This is a genomic window from Paenibacillus sp. FSL K6-1330 (assembly GCF_037976825.1).
Lineage (GTDB): Bacteria > Bacillota > Bacilli > Paenibacillales > Paenibacillaceae > Paenibacillus_AQ.
In genome coordinates, this window is the sequence record NZ_CP150269.1 from 6,926,200 (window position 1) to 6,946,207 (window position 20,008).

The 20,008-nt window shown below is 51.0% G+C and carries 17 protein-coding genes; 4 read left to right on the top strand and 13 right to left on the bottom strand.

Features of this window, described 5'->3' with window-relative positions; translation table 11 throughout:
* Window positions 1-68 precede the first annotated feature (68 nt).
* Window positions 69-746, bottom strand: a complete 678-nt coding sequence (locus NYE54_RS31590; RefSeq protein WP_339268527.1) for a molecular chaperone TorD family protein — start codon at window positions 744-746, stop codon at window positions 69-71.
* A 340-nt stretch (window positions 747-1,086) separates the two neighbouring features.
* On the opposite strand from NYE54_RS31590, the gene moaA reads away from it, so the two are divergent.
* Complete coding sequence (gene moaA / locus NYE54_RS31595; protein ID WP_339268529.1) at window positions 1,087-2,091, top strand: GTP 3',8-cyclase MoaA; 1,005 nt, start codon at window positions 1,087-1,089, stop codon at window positions 2,089-2,091.
* 160 nt (window positions 2,092-2,251) lie between these two features.
* Here moaA and NYE54_RS31600 read toward each other — a convergent pair whose 3' ends face one another.
* Window positions 2,252-2,908, bottom strand: coding sequence for a molybdenum cofactor guanylyltransferase (locus tag NYE54_RS31600; RefSeq protein WP_339268531.1), 657 nt, complete (start codon window positions 2,906-2,908; stop codon window positions 2,252-2,254).
* A gap of 141 nt (window positions 2,909-3,049) precedes the next feature.
* Between NYE54_RS31600 and NYE54_RS31605 the strand changes: the two genes are divergently transcribed.
* The gene (locus NYE54_RS31605; protein WP_339268533.1) at window positions 3,050-4,333 is read left to right on the top strand and encodes an MFS transporter; all 1,284 of its coding nucleotides are present in this window, start codon (window positions 3,050-3,052) and stop codon (window positions 4,331-4,333) included.
* Window positions 4,334-4,500: 167 nt separating this feature from the next.
* On the opposite strand, the gene NYE54_RS31610 is transcribed toward NYE54_RS31605, so the two are convergent.
* On the bottom strand, window positions 4,501-6,219 hold the full coding sequence (locus NYE54_RS31610; RefSeq protein WP_339268535.1) for a glutamine--tRNA ligase/YqeY domain fusion protein: 1,719 nt from the start codon (window positions 6,217-6,219) through the stop codon (window positions 4,501-4,503).
* Window positions 6,216-6,383, bottom strand: a complete 168-nt coding sequence (locus NYE54_RS31615; RefSeq protein ID WP_339268537.1) for a hypothetical protein — start codon at window positions 6,381-6,383, stop codon at window positions 6,216-6,218. Before NYE54_RS31615 ends, NYE54_RS31610 begins: the two co-directional genes overlap by 4 nt.
* A gap of 112 nt (window positions 6,384-6,495) precedes the next feature.
* Here NYE54_RS31615 and NYE54_RS31620 point away from each other — a divergent pair, with 112 nt between their 5' ends.
* Both NYE54_RS31620 and NYE54_RS31625 read left to right on the top strand, forming a co-directional pair.
* Window positions 6,496-6,750 carry a DUF2164 domain-containing protein gene (locus tag NYE54_RS31620; protein ID WP_339268539.1) on the top strand — a complete coding sequence of 85 codons (255 nt, stop codon included), beginning with the start codon at window positions 6,496-6,498 and terminating at the stop codon, window positions 6,748-6,750.
* A gap of 41 nt (window positions 6,751-6,791) precedes the next feature.
* Window positions 6,792-7,340: a GNAT family protein gene (locus tag NYE54_RS31625; protein ID WP_076323950.1), complete on the top strand. Its 549-nt coding sequence runs from the start codon at window positions 6,792-6,794 to the stop codon at window positions 7,338-7,340.
* A 108-nt stretch (window positions 7,341-7,448) separates the two neighbouring features.
* Here the strand turns inward: NYE54_RS31625 and NYE54_RS31630 are convergent, their stop codons facing one another.
* The 9 genes from NYE54_RS31630 to NYE54_RS31670 all read right to left on the bottom strand — a co-directional run bounded on the left by NYE54_RS31630 (window position 7,449) and on the right by NYE54_RS31670 (window position 19,665).
* Window positions 7,449-8,108, bottom strand: a complete 660-nt coding sequence (locus tag NYE54_RS31630) for an MOSC domain-containing protein (protein WP_339268542.1) — start codon at window positions 8,106-8,108, stop codon at window positions 7,449-7,451.
* A gap of 223 nt (window positions 8,109-8,331) precedes the next feature.
* Window positions 8,332-8,829, bottom strand: a complete 498-nt coding sequence (locus NYE54_RS31635) for a GNAT family N-acetyltransferase (protein ID WP_076323948.1) — start codon at window positions 8,827-8,829, stop codon at window positions 8,332-8,334.
* A gap of 83 nt (window positions 8,830-8,912) precedes the next feature.
* On the bottom strand, window positions 8,913-12,272 hold the full coding sequence (locus NYE54_RS31640) for a cellobiose phosphorylase (RefSeq protein WP_339273715.1): 3,360 nt from the start codon (window positions 12,270-12,272) through the stop codon (window positions 8,913-8,915).
* 58 nt (window positions 12,273-12,330) lie between these two features.
* Window positions 12,331-14,496 carry a beta-glucosidase BglX gene (bglX, locus tag NYE54_RS31645; RefSeq protein ID WP_339268545.1) on the bottom strand — a complete coding sequence of 722 codons (2,166 nt, stop codon included), beginning with the start codon at window positions 14,494-14,496 and terminating at the stop codon, window positions 12,331-12,333.
* Between the two features lie 202 nt (window positions 14,497-14,698).
* Window positions 14,699-15,460, bottom strand: a complete 762-nt coding sequence (locus NYE54_RS31650; protein WP_339268546.1) for an alpha/beta hydrolase family protein — start codon at window positions 15,458-15,460, stop codon at window positions 14,699-14,701.
* Window positions 15,461-15,484: 24 nt separating this feature from the next.
* A complete protein-coding gene (locus NYE54_RS31655) occupies window positions 15,485-16,486 on the bottom strand; it encodes a LacI family DNA-binding transcriptional regulator (protein ID WP_076323945.1) in 1,002 nt (333 codons plus the stop codon).
* A gap of 41 nt (window positions 16,487-16,527) precedes the next feature.
* Window positions 16,528-17,346: a carbohydrate ABC transporter permease gene (locus tag NYE54_RS31660; RefSeq protein WP_076323944.1), complete on the bottom strand. Its 819-nt coding sequence runs from the start codon at window positions 17,344-17,346 to the stop codon at window positions 16,528-16,530.
* Between the two features lie 50 nt (window positions 17,347-17,396).
* Window positions 17,397-18,302: a sugar ABC transporter permease gene (locus tag NYE54_RS31665; RefSeq protein ID WP_076323943.1), complete on the bottom strand. Its 906-nt coding sequence runs from the start codon at window positions 18,300-18,302 to the stop codon at window positions 17,397-17,399.
* 109 nt (window positions 18,303-18,411) lie between these two features.
* Window positions 18,412-19,665: a sugar ABC transporter substrate-binding protein gene (locus NYE54_RS31670; protein WP_076323942.1), complete on the bottom strand. Its 1,254-nt coding sequence runs from the start codon at window positions 19,663-19,665 to the stop codon at window positions 18,412-18,414.
* Window positions 19,666-20,008: the final 343 nt, after the last annotated feature.

Below are 20,008 nucleotides of genomic sequence, written 5' to 3' on the forward strand. Positions count from 1 at the left end.
TCCTATAATAGGAGATCGGGGCTTTTTTGATGACTATGATGTTGACGACTATGATGTTGTCTTGCTTGCTAATGTACCAGCACAGCCTCCCTGGAATGCTTCCACGTCTTCAGCATGCTCAGATCCTGTGCGAGGAAATCCTCCAGCAGACTGAATAACGACTGATAAAGCGGACTTTCCGTGGATCCTTTCAGATCCTTGCAGAGGGACGGCACCCATGACAACAGATGCTCCTCCAGAAACTTCTCTTGAACCTCCATCAATTGCAGCATGCTATGTTCACAATACGTATTGTTCAGCATACGGTCATGAAGCAGTGTCATAAATTCCAGTTCAATGGCTATATGATCGTCCGCTTCCCCGTGCAGTTTATTAAAGGCAATACCGACGGATGCGTAACAATCGGCTAAATCCTGAGCGCATCCATCCTTCGTATAATGAGACTCTGCTGCCTGACGCTGTTTGGACTGCTGAAGCAATCGGCGGTATTCCGCCCCTTCATATTCGCAAATCCGAACCAATTCCTCAGGTGAGCGTCCACATAAATATGTCATCAGTTCCGTACCGGCCTTCGAACACTCCGCAGCCTTGCTAATTCCACTTCCGCGGCTCCATTCCGCAATCATAGACAAGCTGGGCCAATTGCCCAAAAAATCAATCAGCAGCTCGTAGACCGTCCCCCGGTTTTCAAGCCATCTGTGACAGACGTCAGGCACCTCCAAAGTTTGAACAGGTGATATCGCCATATCGAACCTCCTATTGGTAACCTTTCTTGTTGGATGTGATATCCTTGACAGTATATCTTAGATGAACGCCTAATGAAAGCAGATAGAAATGATTTCCGAAAATTTCGGAAAAATCAGGAAACTTTCGGAAATCTAGAATGTCACTACTCGCTTTCAAGGGGAGAAAGCTTTTGTTCACAGCTTCAATATAATGGATCCCGAAAGCGTTTACTGTGATTCTTCTCACAAAAGAATGGCCATTTTGCCGCTGCTTGTCCTCCGTCATGACCCAAACGGCGCATTGACTCCCGTTCGGGGAATGGCTACAATGTGACCATGCATGCTATAAAGGGGGATTTCCATGATCGAACCGCTTAAAGATTCTTTCGGTCGGGTCCATGATTATATTCGCATCTCGGTGACGGATCGATGCAATCTTCGTTGTGTCTATTGTATGCCGGAAGAAGGAATGGAATTCCAGCCTCATGATCAGATTATGAGCTATGAAGAGATCGCAGCGATCGTGCGCGTCCTTGCCCCTATGGGCGTCTCCAAAGTACGCCTTACCGGCGGGGAACCGCTGGTGCGCAAGGATCTGGAATCCTTGGTCCATATGATTGCTTCCATTGAAGGAATTCAAGATATATCACTTACCACCAACGGGATCATGCTCCCATCCAAAGCTCGTCTGCTTAAGGAAGCGGGACTCACTCGTATCAACATCAGCCTGGATTCGCTTCATGAGGAGCGTTACGCGCGCATTACGCGCGGCGGACGGGTGCATAAAGTGCTGGAAGGCATTGAAGCCGCTTATGAAGCTGGCCTGGATCCGATCAAACTGAACATGGTGTTAATGAAGGGCTTCAACGAAGACGAAATTCGCGACTTTATCGCTCTAACGCTCGATCGTCCCCTCCATGTCCGCTTTATTGAATATATGCCGATCGGCCAAGCATCCGATGCCTGGCGAGATTCGTATCTGCCGCTGAGCCGGGTATCCGAAGTGTGCCAGGAGGCGGGGTGGACCATTCAAGAAGAGCAGGGACCATCCGGCAATGGGCCTTCACGCAACATGAAAGTGGTTGGAGCTACAGGAACCTTCGGTCTGATCCATCCGGTCAGCGATCATTTCTGCGATTCCTGCAACCGCCTCAGGCTGACGGCGGACGGCCACATCAAGGCTTGTCTATACTGGTCCGATGAATTTAACGTGCGCCGTGTCGTCGATGATCCTTCCGCGGTGGCGAACCTGTTCCGCAAAGCGCTGGGCGATAAACCGCTGAATCATGAAATGGCGCTCGCGCTCGAGAAAAAGACACAAAACCATACTCCCACCGTCCGGCGCATGTCGCAGATCGGCGGATAAACCCGTCTGCTGCGCGTATACTGCCGATGGCAGATTTATTATCGCTAGCCCGCAGTTATATATTAAAATTCCCCGCCAAGCATTTAGTTGGCGGGGTTATTTTTTAGGATGAGTACCGGCTTCAACGGGCTTTGCACCTTGATGCCGCTATAAAACTCTACTATCTATCCTCAGACAAGTCGGAATTCAGCAGGCCGCCTGCTGCCTCATATTCCCCAGGTGTGTTCATATTAAATAAAATCCTGCGCGGATCAAGGCCCGTCATTGCCTCTAATTGCTCCTCATGCACAAAGACGGCATTCAGCTCCTGCACCCATTCCACCATGCGCAGTTGTCCCTTGATCAGCCTGTGCTCAAGGCCTTCTACGGTTTCTTTGCGATATGCCGCCAGCAGCGGATGCATCCTGCCCTCTACCACGGGGATTACAGCGTCGGCTGCGTACTGCTTGTTCGCCAGATCCAGCAGTCCCCGAAGGAAACGCTCATGGATATAAGGCATGTCACACGCAGCAACCATATTCCATGTGCTTTGGGATGACTTGAGCGCTGCATGAAGTCCCGCCATCGGTCCTTGCCCGACATAGAGATCGGGAATGCACTCCAATTCAAGAAATTGATAAGCGGCCGGGACATTCGTGGATAGGATTACCCGTCCGCTAACTTTGTCAAGCACCTGGACCGTTCGCTCGATCAAACTAATTCCCTCCATAGGCAACAGCGCCTTGTTTCTCCCCATTCTCCGGGAGGCTCCACCTGCAAGCACGATACCTGTCACCTGATCCGGCGAAAGGCCAACATCTAGGGAGTGATCGCTCATATGTTCTTCCCGCCTTTCTTACACGTTGTAAAAAAAGTTGATTCAGTTTACAGATTAATAACCAGAATAATGGAAAATCATTTAAAAGATGGTTTGTATCCCTTTTCAATGCATGATACATTGAAAGGAAAGCGGCTTCCTATGTCGCCGCGATTTTGGATTGTATTCGGTTTGAAAGGAATGACCTACTTGCGGAATATGGACAATGCTCAACCTTCGCTGACATCGCTCAAGCTGTTCAACTTCTTCATTTACGGAACCATGGTCATCTTCACCGGTTTTTTCCAGTTATATTTGCAAGACATCGGCATGAGCAAAATCGAAATCGGCAGCCTGATGGCAATCGCGCCATTTGTGTCCATCTTCGCAAATCCGTTCTGGGGATTCTGGGGTGACCGGGCGGCCAACATCAAACGCGTGCTGCTGATCATGATGACCGGTACGCTGCTGCTGGTCCAGCTTGTATTTCAGGCGAATACCTATGCAATGATATACATGACGATGATTTTCTTTTATTTCTTCCAGACTCCGATGTTCTCGCAGACAAATTCGCTGATTCTAACCTATATTGAGGGGACGCAGCAAAAATTCGGCTCGTTCCGGCTATGGGGATCGCTGGGATGGGCGCTGACGGCAATTGCTGCAGGACCTGTCATCGACCGGCTCGGATCGGGACGCATCTCTATCGTGTTCTCGGTCATGCTCCTGGTGGCGGCGTTGTTCATGTTCACATTGCCCTCCATCCAGAAAACAACGGCCTCGGCATCGGTTAACCTTAAAGGACTCAGCAGGCTGTTCCTGAATCCCTATTTTGTCTGGTTCATTCTGTTAGGCATCATGGTATCCATCCCGAACACAGCCAATAACACCTTTATGTCCCTATACATTCTGGAGCTTGGCGGTACCAAGCAGATGGTGGGCCTTGCCATCTTCTTCTCGTCGATATTTGAAGTGGTGATCTTCATTCTGTTTGACCGCTTCCTGAAACGGAAAATCAATGTCCTGGTCGGCTGCCTGACGATTGTCAGCCTGCTCTTCGCCCTCCGCTGGCTGCTGATGGCGGAAGCCAACAGCGCGCTGGAGGTGGCCTTCATCCAGCTGCTGCACTGCGTAACCTTCGGCGGCTATTTCTATGTTGGCGTTCAGTTGACGATGCTATTTGTGCCCACGCCGTATCGCGCTTCCGGACAAGCACTCTATACCTTGAGCTGGAGCGGCATATCCGGCGTCATCGGCGGTCTCGCCGGCGGCTGGATGTTCCAGAACTTCGGGGCGCAGATCATGTACCGGACCGGTACGATGCTTGCCATTGTGGGTGCTATCGGCTTTGGCTGGATGTGGTACAACCTTCGCAAGCACGGGTACCAGCCGCTGCATCCGGACGATCCCGAAGGCGACGAGATCGAGGAGTATGCTGCGAGTTAGAACGTGGTCCGTAGGAGAAGCCATTCAAATGACAAGATGGTATCACCGTAAATATAACAAGACTCGAATGAATCCTGTAACGGAATCTTCGAGTCTTGTTTACGTTATAGGGAGGCACGGGAGACTCTTCTCCCCTTCAATGCCTCCATTTCTATTTGCAATCTTGATTAGCTCTTCGGAAGCTGGAAGGAGCTCTTCAGGGAGACTACGCGGTTAAATACCGGACGCCCTGGCTGCGAATACTTCGAGTCGACGTTGAAATATCCGTGGCGGAAGAACTGGAACTTGTCCTGCGGTGCAGCATCCTTCATATTCGGTTCCACGAATCCTTGCACGATTTGCAGCGAGTTCGGATTGATGTCGTCCAGGAAGGACTTCTCGGCAGCTGCTTCTTCCGCTTCGCCTGCAACCTCTGGTACCAATTCGGCTTCTTCCTCTTCGTCCTTGAACAGTGGTTCGAACAGGCGGAATTCGGCTGGTACGGCCTGCGTGGCCTCCACCCAGTGAATCGTTCCCTTCACCTTGCGTCCGGTAAAGCCGCTACCGCTCTTCGTCTCCGGATCATACGTGCAGTGGATCTCAACGACCTTGCCGTTCTCGTCTTTGATCACATCATTGCACTTAATGAAATACGCATGCTTCAAACGCACCTCATTGCCAGGGAACAAGCGGAAATATTTGCTCGGCGGATCCTCCATGAAATCCTCTTGTTCGATATAGATCTCGCGCGAGAACGGAATCTGGCGGACGCCCATCTGCGGATTCTCCGTATTGTTCTCGGCATCCAGCCACTCCGTCTGGCCTTCAGGATAGTTCGTAATGACCACCTTCAGCGGGTCCAGCACAGCCATCGTGCGCGGCGCCTTCAGCTTCAGGTCCTCACGGATAAAGTGTTCCATCACTTGGCGGTCCACCGTGCCGTACGCCTTCGAAATTCCCGTCTCAAACACGAAGTTGCGAATGGCTTCAGGCGTGTATCCCAGACGGCGAAGTCCAGAGATCGTAGGCATGCGCGGATCATCCCAGCCGTCCACCACATTCTCGTCTACGAGCTGCTTCAGTTTCCGTTTGCTCGTAACCGTCTGCGCCACGTTCAGACGCCCGAATTCGTACTGATGCGGTGTGCTGTCCATCTCGCATTCCGCCACAACCCAATCATAGAAGGGGCGCTGATCTTCAAACTCAAGAGAACACAGGGAATGCGTAACCCCTTCAATGGCATCCTCCAGCGGATGGGCAAAAGCGTACATCGGATAGATGCACCACTTGTCGCCTGTATTATGATGATGCGCGTGGGAGATACGGTAGATGACCGGATCCCGCAAATTGATGTTCGGCGAAGCCATATCGATCTTGGCGCGCAGCACGCGCTCGCCGTTGGCAAATTCCCCTTTGCGCATCCGCTCGAACAGATCCAGATTTTCTTCCACGCTGCGATCCCGGTACGGGCTATTTTGCCCAGGCTCGGTCAGGGTTCCGCGCTTTTCGCGAATTTGGTCAGCGGATTGGTCATCCACGTAAGCTTTCCCTTTCTTAATCAGCAGCACTGCGCGATTGTACATCTCTTCAAAATAATCGGACGCGTACCGCAGCTCTTCCCAATCGAATCCGAGCCACTTCACGTCCTCCTTGATGGAGTTAACATACTCAATGTCTTCTTTCACCGGGTTCGTATCATCGAACCGCAAATGCGTCCGTCCGCCGAATTCATCGGCCAGCGTGAAATTGATCCATATAGCCTTGGCATGTCCAATATGCAAGTAGCCGTTCGGCTCCGGCGGAAAGCGGGTAACGATTTCCTTGACTTTACCGGACTTCAGGTCTTCGGTAATAACATTTTTTATGAAATTGGAGGGGGTGCCCCGATGGTTCTCCACGTTGATCAACCTTTCGTCCTGTAATTTCTGTCTATCTCCTGTATAAACGTGTTTCCCTTAAATATACCTGTAATGCCGTGATTGTTCAAGGAATTCGGCACTTCCGTGCCGCAAGTTGCCGACTTGGGATGAGGATTCCAGCGATCAGCCTGCTCCCAGCATCTAACCTGCATACAGAGATCCTCCCACAGCCGAAAATGCCGGTGAGAATCGTTTTGACGGGGGCTTTTCAATAGGGTAGCATGGAGAGAAAAACAACGATGGAAGGAGGCCTGCAATCATCTTATGAAACCTAGCAAATTCCCCAAAGAACAACGCGAACACCTGGTTGAACGGGTTCAGGAATACTTTGAAACAGAGCGCGGCGAAACCCTCGGCCATCTGGCTGCGGAAGGGATTCTTGATTTTTTCATGGAGACCTTAGGGCCGCATCTATACAATCAAGCGCTAAGCGACTGCAGAACGGTGGTCAATCAGCGTATGATTTCCCTTGAAGAAGATATTTACGCATTAGAGCAAAAAGTGAAGCGGACTCGTTAAAGCTACATACTCTTCACGATGGAGAACAAAGGAGATACCGTATGTTTGGATACACATTAGATGACCATGTTGAATTACGCCCCCTTGCCATAGAGCATGCACGGGCGATGTTCGAGATTACCGACCGGTCTCGGGACCGTCTCCGCAAGTGGCTCCCATGGGTGGATGCCGTCACCGAGGTCAACGATACCGTCAATTATATCAAAGGGGCCATGAAGCAAGCGGCTGAGAATGGCGGCTTCTCGGCCGGCATCTGGGTCCGCGAGGAACTGGCGGGCACCATCTCGTTCCATGAGATTGATTGGAGCAACCGCTCCGTCAGCATCGGATACTGGCTGGATCAGCATTTTACGGGGCAAGGCCTGATGACAAGCGCATGCCGGGCGTTCACGGATCACGCGCTGATGCGCATGGGCCTGAACCGAGTGGAGATCCGCTGTGCAACGGCGAACCATCGCAGCCGGGCCATTCCGGAACGGCTGGGATTTGTGCTGGAGGGAGTCATAAGGGAAGCCGAGAAGCTGCCTCAAGGATATGTCAACCACGCGGTCTACGGCATGATTCAGAGCGAATGGAAGCGGATGAGGTAACCCTTAATCCGAAATAAAATCGGCTTGTATCCTACGATAAGGACACAAGCCGGTTTTTGTTGTCTATATGTTCAAGGCAAGGGCCTGGCTTGGCTGGGAGCCCACGTCTCACTCCTGGTTGTCCCGCAGGGTCTTCAGCCATTTGCCGAATTGCTCCTTCAAGCTGGCTGACAGCACATCGATCTCCAGCATGCGGAACAACCCGCGTTCATCCTTCCGTCCATCCTTCATCATCTGGAGCACGTCCAGCACCGTTATGCCGGAAGCATGAGACTCAAGCTGAGCGACCGCTGAATCGGCGCGGACATTCCCTTCCTCCAGGACTCGAAAGTAAAACCCGCTGTAACCCGTATTCAATACTCTTGCCGGCATATCTTTAACGCCATGCTTTTGTGACAGCTTAAAGCATGGATACCGGGGCTGGCTGACCTGCACCACCGCGTCGCCTATCCGGTATACATCCCCAATGCAGACCCGATCCTCCAGCATCTCCCGCAGCGTCAGGTTTTCGCCAAATGCAGCATACTCCATCTGCTTGCCCAAAGAGCGTTCCCAATAAGGATAATGCTCAGAGGGGTACGCGCACACCGCCTTATCCACGCCGCCGTGATTGACGAGATCGGCCTGACCATCCCCTTCGAAATTCAATGAACTTAGGAACAAGGGGCCTTCCGCAGGCTGCTTATAAATCCCCGTAGACAGGTCCTTTCCCAGGTAATCAACCGTTACAGGCTTTCCCACATTCAGCGATACAATGCCCATGGTCATGGAAAATAACCTCCGCCTTCTTTTCTTTTCATCTACTATATGCAATAGCCTGTGCCCTTGTCCAGAAGCCATTTAAGCGGCGGGCCAAATAACATAAGGCCAACCAGAAATCCCTGATTGACCTTAACATACGAAACAGCCCGGCAAGCTGCCGGACTGTTCAAACCTATAACTCCATCTCTCTGCTGCCCGTTAACCGGCCTAGAGGGATATCATGATGTGATCATGATAAGAAGCAACACATTAAGATATCATCGACGTAACGTCCATCCACGTAGAACTCCTGAATCAGTCTGCCCTCTTCCTGAAACCCGCAGTTCCTGTAAAAAGAGAGTGCGCCCGGATTGCTGGACAGCACCCGCAGCCTCAGCTTCGAAATGCCTTCCACGCGCGCCATATCCTTCACGGCCTCGATCAGCCGCTGTCCGATGCCCTGTCGTTGATAAGCAGGGTGAACCGCTATGTTCAGCTCCAGTACATGACGATTGCTGTGAAGACTTGTGGGCGACCGGAATCCGATGTAACCGCACAGTTCTTCCTCATGCAGCGCCACGAGCTGTGTGCCTGGCGGACAATGCAGAAGATAATGTTCTCTTGAGGTCCACTCCAATGGGGCAGGGGCCGTGTTGCGATCCCATACCAGTTCGTCGAGTTCCATGAGTGCAGCAGCATCTTTCATCTCGGAGAACCGGATGGTCAATGTCTCTTGCCGGGTCTTCATCGCCATCCCTCGCTTTGATAACCATTCCCTCTATTATATCAGACCAGTTAGCCTTCTTGCAGACGAGTTTCACGGGTCAAGATTTATTGTTCATGAATAGAGGCGTAAATATCCACGACACAGCCGGTGTCGCCCTCTCCGGCCAATCGTTTGAAATCCGCACCTGCAATACGAACGCCGCCTGTACGGTATCGGTTCCGGATAGCATCCGCTGCCACATCCTGCCCGTTAATCGTGATACGGGTCCGCTCGGCGCGATCCACGTGATAAATGAACGTTACCGCCTTCCCCGCATAATTGAATTGGAACTCCAGGCCATCCAGCGTCTTCGGCAGGACCGGATCAATCACCAGGTCTCCTCCCGCTTCGCGAATGCCAAGCGCATTGGAAATCAACTGGTTCATGTAGATCCCCGGGCCGCTGGAATAAATCCGCCATCCGCCTTTGACAGGCACGCGTCCGCTCCGCAGTGCATCAAACGATTCCTGCGCTTCATAGCGCGTGTTGAACTTCCCGTCCGAGCTGCTGAAATACGCATTGCTCTGACGCAGCTCCGCATTTGGCACAACCTCGGTAATGCCGATCGGGTTAATACGCTCAAGCCCACTCCAAACCTCACTGCTCTTGCCGAGCTTTGCCATCGCCTCTACATAACGGATGTGCGCATGCACATATTGAAGACCAACCTCCCGGCCAAAATTCGCCGCCTGCTCCGCCCGCTTAAAGTGCGTGCTAACGCCCCCGGCATATACGGCTGGACGGTTCATCAATCTCACGCCGTCCGGACAGAACAGCTGCTCACGGATGATCTCATAATGGCTTGCTGCCTGCTCCGGCGTCAGCAGCTCGCTAATCATGCTGCGCGTCATCGGAAGAAGGCGGTACTGGATTCCCGTTTCCTGATCGGACGGATGCAGCAGGAATTTGCTCTGCTCTTTGCTCTCCATATAGACAAAGCCGGGAATCACTTCAGAATTCAGAATATACGTATTGAAATCCTGCTGGATTCCTTCCGCGAGGTCCCCTATCGCACCGGACATCGCTTGGTCCACACGCTCCATAACGCGGGAGAACTGGTTCAAGGTCTGATAGGTCAAAGCTACCGTCCAGCTGCTGACCATGAACTGCTTCAGCTGCGCGTTCGCCGGCTGTAGCGTATCATCCCAGTCCCCGTCTCCATAAGAAGACAGATAAGTGTCATGAAGGAAATGATTTTGAATATAGGCCATTTGCTTCTTCACATGCTCAAGCACGGTGTACGTCTGCTCCGTAAAATCGAAGCTGTGCTTTCTGGTGTAAGGAACAACCGAATCCAATATGTCGTAATCATGTGTGACAGCCAAGTAATCGCCCAGCACCTTAAGCGGCCATACGATAATATCGCCGTGGCTCTCTTCCTGCTGAATATGGGCATATTGATCAAACATGAACCACTGCGGCCAATTTCCGTCATCCTCATACTGGTGGGAATACACCTCTAGCAGGATATCGCGTACCTGCTCATATTTATGCGTAGCCATGAAATATTCAACAGGCCCTTGGCACACATCGCGCGTTCCCCACGCAGCGCCGCCGTATTGTTCCAGGCCGTGCGGTACCGAATAGTGAACGAGCATGTTATGCGTATACCACCAGGCGAGCGCATTCACCTTGAACAAGCCTCCTTCCTGTCCATTCTTCAGACTCAGATGGAACCCGTTCATGACGGACGCATAGAATGAGCGGTAGCTTGCAATCTCTTCATCGGCTTCCCGCGCCGCAAGCGGAGCGTTCGCTGCATCAAGGCTGCCTTGTACGGTCATGGTCCATTCCGCACTCTCGCCAAGCTCAAGTACTGTTAAGGAAGCACTGCCAGACGCGGTGTTGCTTGCCAGACAAGTTTCGTCCTTAACCTGCATATCGGCTCCCGTCACGCGAAGACGATAATGCAAATCTGTGTACACAGAAGCACTGAGTGAAGACGTATCGGCACGGAACGTCAGAATACCGTCTTCCTGAACCATATGATAAGGCACTTCGTATTCGTTGACATCCATCGTGATCTGCATAGTGACCAGATAACGATAAGCCCTTCCGCTCTCGGAACGGACTTGAAGCGTAACCTCCGATGCCGCAGCAGACGTGAAGTTGGTGATGATCAGCATGTCGCTTTCGGTCTTATAGTACCACCGCACATAGTTAAAGCCGATCTCGAACACGGATGGCATCGTCAGAAGACGATACTCGCCGTCCATTTCCACATAAATCCGCTGACCGGATGTCTTAGGCACGTTCAGTGCATTCCGCGCATGACTCATCATTTTGTTGAAGTTCGTGTTCCCCGTCACCAGCTGGGAATTAAACACACCATACATGTAAGAGGTTGTCGTAATGACAGGACTGCCCAGTTTCACATTGTTGCCGCTCATCAAGATATGGCCATGTGGACGCTCTACGCGAAGCTCCTTCTCCTTCATGACGATATGTTCATAAGTATCCGTGAAGAACGAGAGCAGTTCTTCCCCGTCACGCTCCTCTTGGCGGCGTACAGGGTACAAATTGTTCAGCTCGTCTTCCGTCAGCGGCAATGTGCGCAGAGGCTCCCCGAAACGCTCGGATCGCTCGATCCGAGGCAGCCGATTGCCCGTCTCCGTCAAGCGGGACGCTTCAACCTGCTGCCATGCAGCCTGAAGCTCATCCTGGAATTCCAGTGTTGTGACTGCATCCGGATGATTCTCTTTAAACAAGCCGTAAAATACGAACCGGGTTGTGCCACTAAGCGGTACACGAGGGGACTGCAGGGCCGTATAGGCAAACTCGTATTGATATACCTCATTCGGCAGGCTCTCCTTGGATAAAGCCTCCGCCTGATTTGTCTCTTTATAGGAAAGGCCAAAAAACTGAAAGCCATCCGTTGCATATCCGACCGCAGAAGTCAGCGCTCCCTGTTGAAGATAGGGGAATACGCCTCCCTGCGGCTGATTTTGACGGGAGCACACGACATACCCCAGACCTTCCTGCTCGAATACAGCATGGTCGATGTATTGGGACAAATATGCTTCATTGGTTCGAACGGCTCCCGGATGGGCGATGCCGATATCCTGTCCATACACGACGTCGGCTAGAATTCCTTCCCCCTGAAGCTGAATGTCCCAGAACCACGCGCCGGTATCCGTTGGGGTAAACAGAACCTTATAATCTACTCCCTTGACGCTGCCTTCCCACATCATCCGGTTATCCGCATGAGTGACCACGCTGTTGGAGTGTACTCCGAGCATAGGAACGGCCTCAATGCCGCTTTCCGTATGGATTCTCAGAAACAAATTATTGAGGGCGCCATCAATCGAATTGGAGAGCAGTTGATTAATCATCGTCGTGCCGTAAGTGGCTTGATAAAGATCACCGCTAGGCAAAAAGGAAAACGTCAATTCTCCTGCCTGGAGTACAACTTTTGCATCGTGCATTACTTGATTGGCTGTCACAAGTTTCACTTCCTATTCTGCATAAATGATGTTAGTCGTGTTATTTCCGAAGCCGAAAACGTCTTGTCTCCGTATCCCGGCTGTTCTTTCCGACCATGACGTCGAACTCACCCGCATCGCTGGTAAAGGACAGATCCGAATGATGATACCGCAGCTGTTCTTCAGTCAGCGTAAAGGTGATTTCCTGGCGTTCGCCCGGCTGCAGCAGCACCTTGCGGAAGGCTTTCAGCTCCTTGACGGGTCTAACGACCTCACCGGATCGGTCCCGGACGTACAGCTGGACGACTTCTTCACCGGCCATATCGCCGGCATTCGTTACCGAAACCGTAACTTCAAGAGGTTGATCCGGGGACATTTCTTCCGCCGACAAGTTCATGCTCCCATAGAGGAAATCCGTATAACTGAGGCCGAATCCAAACGGAAGCAGCGGCTCATTCGGAATGTCCAAATATTGCGATACATAGCGTACCTGCGCATCGGGCGCATCCTTCGGACGGCCGGTATTAAAATGGTTATAGTATACCGGCACCTGCCCAACGGAATAAGGGAACGACATGCTGAGCCGGCCAGAAGGATTCGCTTCGCCCATAAGCAGGGCAGCTACGGCCGCTCCGCCTTCACTTCCTGGGAACCAGGCTTCCAGTACGGCATCGGCCTCATCCAGCACGCCGTGCAGATCCAGCGGACGACCGTTGAACAATACGGCAACCATCGGCTTCTCCAGCGTTTTCAAATGCCGAATCAGCTCGAGCTGCGGCTCCGGCAGAGTTATGAACGCACGGCTGCCGGCTTCGCCACTCATCTCGGAATCCTCGCCCAGCGCAAGCACGATCACGTCGGCTTCCTTCGCCGCCTTCATCGCCTCATCCAACTGCTGCCCGGTCATGACGTTCACGTTACAGCCCTCGGCTACCGTGAGGGCACCGGAAGATAGCTTGGAGCGCAGTCCCTGTTCCAGGGTCACCGCATCTTCCTTCGAGCCCGTCCAGGACCATGGCCCAAGAATATCGCCGCTGGCACCGAACGGGCCGATCAAAGCCACACGCTGCTCACCGCGCAGCGGTAGCAAGGAATCGTTCTTCAGGAGCACGCAGGATTTAGCCGCAGCCTCCCGGGCCGCCTGACGGTGCTCTTCGCAGAACACAATCTCCCGTTCCGCCTGCGGATCGGCTCCCCGCACAGGGCGCTCGAACAGACCGAGACGCTTTTTCAATGACAGAATACGCAGCACCGCTTCATCGATCAGACTCTCGTCTACCAGGCCTTCGCGTACCATGTCCGGTAAATGATGTACATAGCTGGAAGTCATCATCTCGATGTCCACGCCCGCTTCGATGGCTCTTAACGCGGCCTCTGCCTCGTCCTCCGCTACCCCGTGAGGAATCAGCTCTTTGACCGCACCCCAGTCGGAGATCAGTACGCCGTCAAAACCCCATTCGCGGCGCAGCACATCACGCATCAACCGCTTATTGCCCGTAGCTGGTATGCCATCCACGGTATTAAAGGCGGTCATGACCATCTCGACACCCTCATCCAGCGCAGCCTTGTACGCAGGCAGGTAATATTCCCGCAGCTGACGCTCGGACATGTCCACCGTGTTGTAATCGCGGCCGCCTTCGCCTGCTCCGTATGCGGCAAAGTGCTTCACGCAAGCGGCCAGCCGGTTGAGATCGCCGCTCAGGTCATTCCCTTGGAAACCTCTGACAAAGGCTCTGGCAAATTCACTGTTTAAATAAGGGTCTTCACCAGTCGCCTCCATCACGCGTCCCCAGCGGGGATCGCGCACCAGGTCTACCATCGGCGCAAATGTCACATGCAGGCCGGATACCGACGCTTCACGGGCGGCGATTTCCGCACTCCGCTCCGCTAGGCTAGGGTCCCAAGAGCTCCCCATGGCAAGCGGCACCGGGAAGATTGTTTTAAAGCCGTGAACGATATCGGCCATGATGAGCAGCGGAATTTTCAATCGATTCTTGCGCAAATGCGCTTCTTGGACGGCTATCACTTCCTCCGCACCCGCCAAACCCAGCACAGAGCCGGCATTGCTTACGATCTCATCGGTGATGCCAAGCGACTCCATCGGTCCTGTAATCTGCCCCGATTCTTGAGCGCCTTCGAAAAAAGGGACGGCCAGTTGTATAAGCTGCGCAATTTTTTCCTCCAGCGTCATCTGCTCTACCAGAGAAAGTAGTTGTTGGTCTGCCATTTCCCATCCTCCTTTGTTGTTGCCGTTCACTTCATAGTCAATTCGAAACGTTTTGATTTCTCCCGAAGCGATCCATGTTTTCCCGAAAACCATATATTTTATAAGCATTTTTACTTGAAAATTAACTTTCTAAAAAACAAGGGAATCAGCGCTTATCTGCGCATATAATCGAAACGTTTCTATACATGCGAACGAAAAAAAATCAGGGCAGGGGCAGCCAATCCAGCACACGCTGAATTTTACGGTCCCAATATCCCCATTCATGACCACCAGGTTCTTCCTCATAGGTGATGTGAAGCCCCAGGCTGTCCGCATATTGTCTAAAGGTTTGGTTATCGTTGTACAAAAAGTCTTCGGTCCCACAACACTGATATAACATCGGTTTGTCGCCTGTATATGCCGCGAATTCCGTGGCCAAAAACAACAAATCGTCCCGGCTCCCCCGTAATCTATCGACACGGCCAAAGAGGGTTCGAATTTCTTGCTCTTGAAAGCCCAGCCCTGCAGCACGACTGACAAGATCCAGCCCACCCGACAGGCTTGCGCCCGCCGCATATCGATCCGGATAACTCATGGCCAGCTTGAACGCTCCGTAACCCCCCATCGAAATTCCGGCGACAAAGGTATCTTCCCTTCGTCCGGACACCGGAAAAAACGATGGAACGAGCTCTGGAAGCTCCTCGCTCAGGAAGGTAAAGTAAGGCAAGCCGTTTGCCATGTCCATATAATAGCTTCGTCCGACGCCCGGCATCACGAGCGCGATGCCTTTATTCTCGGCGTATCGTTCGATGGACGATCTGCGCATCCATTCGGTCTCATCCGCTCCTCGGCCGTGAAGCAAATAAAGCACCGGCAGTTTCGAAGAAGAACCGTACGGCATCAAAGCGGCTTGCGGTATAAAAACCTCGATGCCGGTAGACAGTTTCAGTGTTTCGGAATAAAAATCACACGTGATCCATGCCAAGTTCCTCATCTCCAATCCGGTCTATTAATTCTCTACTTTGCTCTTCCCTGCAGATGCCCGTTCCATCATTTCAGTCGTCAGCATATAAGACTGCTTCACGGATTCGCCGCCCAATATCTGAAACAGCAAATGGGCTGCAAGCGATCCCGCCTCGCTCTTGGGCTGCTTGATGGTGGTTAGCGGCGGATTCACGTATTCGGCTAATTGAATATCGTCATATCCGATGACGGATACATCATCAGGCACCGATATGCCACTCTCCTCAAAAGCCTTCAATCCTCCGATGGCCATCTCGTCGTTGCCGTAGAATATGGCCGACGGGAGCGACCCCTGCATGATCATCATCTTGGTCGCATTGTAACCACCCTCGCGCACGAAGTTGCCACTGAGACGCCATTTCGACTGTTCCTCCAGCCCCGCCTCGGCAAGTGCCCGTAAATACCCCTGATAACGCAAATGATTATCGTACGAATCCGATGAACCGCTGATGTACGCCACATGCCGATGACCGTTCTCAAGCAGATAACGGGTAGCCGTATACCCTCCTTGCTCTCCATCAACCAGCACATTCACCAGGTATTCACTGCACAATGGACGATCCATCACGACGATCGGAAATTGGGGACCGGAGGTCTCGATCAGAACTTCATCCCGAATATTAGGTGCAAGTATGATGGCACCATCCGCCCTTTTCTCTCTCAAAAATTTAACCGCCGTTGAATCTCTGCCCCCTATCGAGCTGCAGGCGATCAGATCATATCCATTGGTTAAAGCGACTTCCTGCACACTTCGGATCAGCTCGGAATAATAAGGGCCGGATAGATCCGTCAGAATAAGAGCGATTGTCTTGGTGCGGCTCCGCTTCAAATCCATGGCAAATCCGTTCTTCCGATAATTCAACTGCCTTGCTGCATCGAGCACCTTTGATCTTGTCTTGGAACTCACTCTGCTGTCGCCGCTTAACGCGTATGAAGCCGTTGACAAGGCGACTCCAGCGAGCTTTGCCACATCCTTTATCGTTGCCATTTCCTTACGCCCCTTCTACTACTTAAGAAACTCTATCTATTTTATTTCATGCCAGAGATCGTATATCCTTCAATAATATGTTTTTGGAAGAAAGAAAATACGATAATAATCGGAACAACCATAAATGCAGCGCCTGCCATCTGGAGGCCGAAATCAGATCCATGCTGTCCTTTCAGAAGCTGCAGACCCACCGAAAGCGTATAAAGCTTTTGATCGTTTGCCATAATGAGAGGCCACAAGAAGCTGTTCCAGGCGCCAATGAACGCTAAGATTCCCTGTACAGCAAATACGGGCTTCGTGATCGGAACGATCAACTGGAAGAAAATCCGCAGCTCTCCCGCTCCATCCAGCCTTGATGCTTCAATCAGATCCGACGGGATTGTGGACATAAACTGACGGAAGAGGAAAATACCGAATGCTCCGACCAGGCCAGGCAGCACAATACCCGCCATCGTGTTAGTCAATCCCATGGCATTAATCAGCAGGTAGACTGGAATCATAGTAACCTGTCCCGGAATCATCATCGTTGCCAGCACGAGATAGAAAAGCTTCTTATTGCCAGGGAACTCGTATTTAGCGAATGCATATCCTGCAAGCGCATTGAGGAATAGACCGACAAAAGACCAGAACACAATGATAAGCGTATTTTTCAGGTATACGATAAAGTCCAGCTTCGTAAATAAATCAACATAATTTTTAACCGTAAATTCTTTCGGTAATAACGTTGGCGGAACCGCCGTAAATTCATTTTCCGGCTTGAATGAGGACGTGATCATCCAGATAAATGGAATCATCATCAGCAGTCCCCCTGCAATGAGCAGCACCGTCATGACTGTTTTCTCAATTCTTTTAGCTGCCATACCCTGAGCCTCCTTCAGTTACGATAAGGAACATCGCTTGAACCTGAACCTTAATATTCGACATCTTTTCTCTTGACTGCGAATTGTACGACCGTTACAGCGATAATGATGATGAAGAGCACAAACGATCCTGCAGCCGCATAACCAAAATTGCTAAGCTGGAAGCCATTGTTATAAATAAAGAGAGCCATCGACATCGTTGAATTGAGCGGGCCGCCCTTGGTCATAACCAGCGGCTCTTCGAAGAACTGAATCCAGCCGATCAATGTCGTTATGGTGACAAAGAAGGTCGCAAAGCTAAGGAGCGGTACTGTAATATATAGAAGCTTCTTCCATTTGCTCGCTCCATCAATTTCCGCAGCTTCATAATAGGAGCGTGGAATGCCCTGCAGCGCAGCCAGGAAAATGATCATGTTGAGTCCGATGGATTTCCATACGGCCAGCAGAATCAGCGATAGCTTGGCTAGTGCCGGATCTGTCAGCCACTGCTGAGCCGGAACTCCGAACCAGGACAATATATGGTTAAAGAGGCCGTAATGGCTGTTATACAAGTAACCCCAAACAACCGCGACCGCCACAATATTCGTAATGGAAGGCATATAATACACGACGCGGAATGTTTTAAACAACAATCCCGTGCCGTAGTTAAGCAGCAATGCAGCGCCCATGGCAAGCATTACGACAAGCGGAACTCCGATAATAACATAGAACATGGTGTTAAACATGGATTTCAGAAAGACCGGATCTTTAAATACATTCATAAAATTATCGAAGCCAACGCCTTCAATGTTTGAATAATTAGCGAGACCAGCAAGGTCAATATCCGTGAAGCTGATGACAAGCGCAATGATGATCGGAATGATTGAGAACGTCAGAAGCAGCACCAGTGCGGGCGCAATAAACATATAAGGATACTTATATTGGTTAAAGCGCTTGATAAAGTTCTGCAATGTCATTCACCTCCTGCAAGTGTGGGTTTCTCAATGAAAGAATAACGCCCTTTGGAAGCAGTCAGGCTTGTTTCATCCTTCGAAGAAACAAGCCGGGCTGCGTGAAGACGCACTCTTATTTTTTGTTTAGAATTTCAGTAGCTTTCTGATTCAGAAGATCCATTTCTGCTTTGATGTCAGCTCCGCCAAGGGTAATTTTCTCAAAAGCGGCAATGGCTTCTTGGGAGACAGCATCCCACTCCTTAATGAACGGAACAGGTTTAGCGCTTTCGAGCTGTTTACCAAAGGTAGCAAAAATCGGATCTTCAAAGCGTTGGTCTTCCCATGCACTCTTAACAGCAGGCAGGTTTTTGGCCACATCATAATTGGTCAGCTGTGATTCTTTTTCACTCATGAAGGAGATGAATTTAACGGCTTCATCTGCATTTTCGGTTGTATTGAATACCGACATGTTCGCTCCGCCTAGGAACGATGCATTGTTTTCTTTAGCTGGAAGTGTTGTCGTAGCCCATTTACCTTCAATTTCAGGCGCCTTGTCTTTAACGCCTTGAATCATCCAAGGACCGCTGATAAACATCGGGAATTGTCCGTCTTTAAATGCGGCAAACAGATCCAAATCACTGGTAAGCGGCGTCATACCCGTGTCGTAGAAGCTCTTCAGGTATTCCATGGCTCCCATGAATTCCGGCTCGTTAAAATGAGGTGCCCGGTTCGCATCGATCATATCGCTTCCATTCTGCCAAGCAAACATGGACAGATAGTTCATATCTTTCGCATCAATGGTGATTGCGTAATTGCCGTCCCCTCTAGCTGCCAGTTTCTTACCGGCATCCTTCATTTCATCCCAAGTCTTAGGACCTTCCGGATAGCCTACCTCAGCCAGAATGTCCGTACGGTAGAACAGTACGCGCGTTTCCACATACCATGGGATGCTGACAACCTTGTCATCATAACTCATGGTTTGCACAGCACCGTCAAAATAGTTTTCTTGCTTCAAGTTTGGATACTGCTCCAGATAAGGCGTCAGATCGAGCAAAGCTCCAGCCTGAGCAAATTCCGGAATCCAGGTTGTTCCCATTTGCACAACGTCAGGGCCGCTTTTGGATGCAACGGCTGTTAGCAGCTTGTCATGCGCGCTGCCCCAAGGAATCAATTGAACGCTTACTTTAACGCCTGGGTTCTTCTCTTCATATGCCTTAATCAGAGTTTCGTCTGTTGTGTCACCCATCAACCAAACTTTCAGCTCTTTCTTGCCCTCGCCGCCTTTGCTACCTCCGTCTGCTTTCTCAGACCCGCCCGAGCATCCGGCTAATACGACGGAGAACATCAGCAATGCTGCCAACGTCCACAATATTGATTTTTTTCTCATTCTACATTCACCCCGTTTTTAATGTTTACCACCATGCGAAACGTAATACAAAACCTAATTGAAAGCACTTACTTCGAAACGTTTCGATTTTATTCGAAAAAATAAAGACGCCGGATAAAGGTTATTTCTATAATCCTACTGTCTCTTCATTCCCCCTATAAAGCACCTTTTCATGGTTATCATTGGGATAACCATGCTCTTGCGTATTCATAATAAATAGATTGCTTACTTGATAACTTCAAAAAACGCATTCCCTTTTGAAACGTTTCGACAAGTTCATTATAGCTCCCCCTGAGAGCGATTTCAATATCCTTTTTATTTTTTTTGTAAGGCGTTTCTTTGA